This window comes from Streptomyces sp. NPDC058534, from assembly GCF_042717365.1.
Taxonomy (GTDB): Bacteria; Actinomycetota; Actinomycetes; order Streptomycetales; family Streptomycetaceae; genus Streptomyces.
The window spans coordinates 18,242-22,101 of sequence record NZ_JBHXNW010000114.1; the positions used below are offsets into that span (position 1 = coordinate 18,242).

At 71.3% G+C, this 3,860-nt stretch carries 3 protein-coding genes; 2 read left to right on the plus strand and 1 reads right to left on the minus strand.

What is annotated here, in order from left to right; genetic code table 11:
* Positions 1 to 130: 130 nt before the first annotated feature.
* The gene (locus ACFWR9_RS39875) at positions 131 to 1,846 is read right to left on the minus strand and encodes a carbohydrate-binding module family 20 domain-containing protein (protein WP_383851751.1); all 1,716 of its coding nucleotides are present in this window, start codon (positions 1,844 to 1,846) and stop codon (positions 131 to 133) included.
* Positions 1,847 to 2,161: 315 nt separating this feature from the next.
* On the opposite strand from ACFWR9_RS39875, the gene ACFWR9_RS39880 reads away from it, so the two are divergent.
* Positions 2,162 to 3,112, plus strand: a complete 951-nt coding sequence (locus tag ACFWR9_RS39880; RefSeq protein WP_383851754.1) for an endonuclease/exonuclease/phosphatase family protein — start codon at positions 2,162 to 2,164, stop codon at positions 3,110 to 3,112.
* A gap of 88 nt (positions 3,113 to 3,200) precedes the next feature.
* A partial coding sequence (locus tag ACFWR9_RS39885; protein ID WP_383851756.1) for a LacI family DNA-binding transcriptional regulator occupies positions 3,201 to 3,860 on the plus strand: 660 nt, incomplete at its 3' end.

Sequence of the window (3,860 nt, forward strand, 5' to 3'; positions counted from 1 at the left end):
CCGGGGGGCCGCCGCCCGCGCCTCCCGCCGCGGGACCGGGTCCCCCTCCCGCCGCCGCCGCGCGGCCCCCACCCCCCGCCGCCCCCCCCCCTTTTCCCTGCTCCGGGGCCGGTGCCGGTAGGGACGGAGGTCAGTTGCGCCAGGTGTCGTCGAGGGTGGTCCTCGTGGAGGCGACCGTCGCGGTGCGGTTGGCGCCGCTCTCCCAGGTCACGTTGCCCGCCTCGTCCTTGCGGACGTACTTGTACTCGAACGACGTGCCCTCGGGGAGTTCCACGTCCCCCTTCCACACCGGGTAGGCGGCGGGGTCGAGCTTGAGGGCGTTGCCCGGGTTCCAGTTGCCGAGTTCCGGGCGGTTGCCGGTCACGTAGATGCTCTGGCCCCAGCTGGTGGTGGCGTTCACGGCGAAGGAGACGCCGGAGATCACCGGGTCGGGGTCGGGTCCGCCGTCGCAGGTGCGGGCGTTGACGTGCAGGGCGACGGCCGTGCCGGCGGCGAGGGTGGCGGTGAACCGGCCGGCGGCGTCGACCGTGACGCCCTTGCCGGTCTGGACGTCACAGTAGTCGCCGGCCGCCAGCGAGGTCTGGAACGTGCGGGTGAGCGAGGAACCCTCGTGGTTGAGGGCGACGTACGCCTTGGAGCCGCGCCCGAACGCGATCCGGTCGCCGCCGTTGTCCCACCAGTCGGTCACGGCCTGGCCGCGGGCGGTGTTGCGGAGGGCGACCATGGCGGAGATCTCCCGCCAGGCGTGCTGGCACTTCCAGCCGTCGCTGTAGCAGGCGTCGACCTGGCCGCCGGCGGGCGGACCCGCGTCGCGGTCGGTGAACTCGTAGCCGGAGTGGACGTCGGGGCTGCCGTAGGGCCAGGCCAGCATGAAGACGTGCGCCAGGGTGTGGGCGGCGCCGTCCTTGTAGCTGAGGGTGTCGCCGCCGCGCTCGGTGTCGTGGTTGGCGACGAAGACGTTGGACCGGTCCGAGGGCAGGTAGCCCCAGCCCTCGCCGAAGTTCCGCAGGTTCGCGAGGTTCTCGCCCAGGAAGACGCGCCTCAGGTCGCGGGCGTAGCGGAACTCCTGGACATCGCCGGTGCCGAGGTACTCGCTCGGGGAGACGGCCTCGCCGGCGCCGTGGATCGCCTCGTGCTTCCAGTACACGTTCGGGTTGCTCAGCCGGGACTTGATGTTGGCGAGGTCACCGGCAGCCATGTGCTTGGCCGCGTCGATCCGGAAGCCGTCGACGCCGAGGGAGAGCAGGTCGTTCAGGTAGGCGGCGATCCTGCCGCGGACGTGGTCCTCGCCGGTGTCCAGGTCCGCGAGCCCGACCAGTTCGCACTCCTGCACGTTGAAGCGGTTGCGGTAGTCGTTGATCTGGGAGGTGCAGTTGTCGAAGTCGGAGGAGGCGTAGAGGCCGGGGTAGGCGTACTTGGTGTACGCCGAGCCGCCGGTTCCGGTGCCGTTGCCGGCCGACATGTGGTTGATGACCGCGTCCGCGACGACCTTGACGCCCGCCGCGTGACATGTGTCGACCATGCTCTCGAACTGTCCGCGGTCTCCGAGGCGGCCCGCGATCCGGTAGCTCACCGGCTGGTACGAGGTCCACCACTGTCCGCCCTGGATGTGCTCCTGCGGCGGGGAGACCTGGACGAAGCCGTATCCGGCGGGGCCGAGGGTGTCGGTGCAGGCCTTCGCGACCGAGCTGAACTTCCACTCGAACATCACCGCGGTGACGTCCTTGTCGCCGGGCGGGGCGGCCTGGGCCGGTGCGGCGGTGGCGAGGAGGCTGCCGGCCGCGGCGGCGGCGAGTGCGAGTGCCGCGGCGGTGGTTCTGCGCGCTCTGTTGGTGCTCCCGTACATGGAATCTCCCGTGTGAGGGTGCGGGTGCGGGTGTCCGGGGTGCCTGCCGATGGCTGACTGGGGAGTCGGCACCCCTTGCAAAGCGTTTCTGAAAGATGACTGCAAGATGTTGCGGTGGTGACCGTAAGGGCACCGTCGGGAGTGGTCAACCCCTCGGGCACTCCTTCCGCACCCGGGACGTGACGCCCCCTCACAAAGACTTTCTGCAACTTTCCATCGCCCGGAACTCGATCTACCGGTTCCGTCGTCCTGACAGCCGAGGACGACGGAACGAGGAACGAGGAACGAGGAACGAGGAACGAGGAACGAGGAACGATGACCGAGCGGGCGGAGCGCTGGTGGACCTGGCGGCGCGGGCGGGTATCGGCCGGGGCCGCGGCCTTCACCGCCCTGCTGCTGGTGTTCCACGGAGTGGTTCCCAACGGGGCCGGCGGGCTGGGCAGCCTCCTGGAGTCCTTCCTGCCGTGGCTCGGCGCACTGGTCGTGGTGCTGCTCCCGCCGGCACTGCTGCGCCGTTCGGCACTCGCGCTCGTCGCGCTGCTGCTGCCGGTGGCGGCCTGGACGTACCAGTTCGGCGCACTGCTCCTGCCCGCGCCCGAGCCCGGCGCCGACGACCTCGTCGTGGTGCAGCACAACGTCAGCGACGAGAACACCGACCCGGCGGGGACGGCCCGCGCGCTGACCGGTGCGGGGCCCGATCTGATAGCGCTCCAGGAGCTGGTGGCGCCGGCCCGGGCGGTCTACGAGAAGACCCTCGCCCCGGACTACCCGTACCGGACCGTCCGGGGCACGGTCGGACTCTGGTCGAAGCATCCGCTCAGCGGGGCCCGACCGCTGGACATCAAACCGCGGGGCATCACGGAGGAGTGGGAGCGCGGGCTGCGGGCCGTGGCGCACACGCCGCGCGGCGAGATCGCCGTGTACGTCGCGCATCTGCCGTCGGTCCGGGTCGGGGTCTCCGGCCTCGCGTCGTCCTGGCGGGACGAGAGCGCCGGGCTGCTCGGCGACGCCGTCGCGGCGGAGCAGTCGCGCAGGGTGGTCCTGCTGGGCGACCTCAACGGCACCGTCGACGACCGGGCACTTGACCCGCTGACCAGCGAGCTGAACGTGCCCGAGCGGGGCGTCGCCCTCAGCTTCCCCGCCGCCTTCCCGCTGGCCCGGATCGACCAGGTGATGGCCCGCTCCGCGACGGTCGGCCGCATCCGCACCCTGCCCGCCACCGGCAGCGATCACCTTCCAGTCCTCGCACGGGTCACTTGGGACTGAGCGGGGCATACCGTCTGAATGAGCGCGCAGCCAGCCCAATGCGACCGCAGAGCAAGCCGCTTGCGGTGCTTGCGTTAGCCTTTCGTCTGTGACGCGACGACTTGCTCAGGTGGCGAAGAAGGTTGGGGTCAGCGAGGCCACGGTCAGCCGGGTGCTCAACGGCAAGCCCGGGGTTTCCGACGCGACCCGGCAGGCCGTGCTGAGCGCGTTGGACGTCCTGGGCTACGAGCGGCCCACCCAGCTGCGGGGCGAGCGCGCCCGGCTGGTCGGGCTGGTGCTGCCCGAGTTGCAGAACCCGATCTTCCCCGCGTTCGCCGAGGTCATCGGCGGTGCGCTGGCCCAGCAGGGGCTGACGCCGGTGCTGTGCACTCAGACGAAGGGCGGCGTCTCCGAGGCCGACTACGTCGAGCTGCTGCTCCAGCAGCAGGTCTCGGGTGTGGTCTTCGCGGGCGGTCTGTTCGCGCAGGCGGACGCGCCGCACGACCACTACCGGCTGCTGGCGGAGCGCAACATCCCGGTGGTGCTGATCAACGCGTCGATCGAGAACCTCGACTTCCCGTGCATCGCGTGCGACGACGCGGTGGCCGTGGAGCAGTCCTGGCGGCACCTGGCATCGCTGGGGCATGAGCGCATCGGCCTGGTGCTGGGCCCGCCGGACCACATCCCGTCGCGCAGGAAGCTGGCCGCCGCCCGGGAAGCGGCCGGGGCGGCGCACGCCGAGTTGCCGGACGAGTTCGTGGAACGGGCG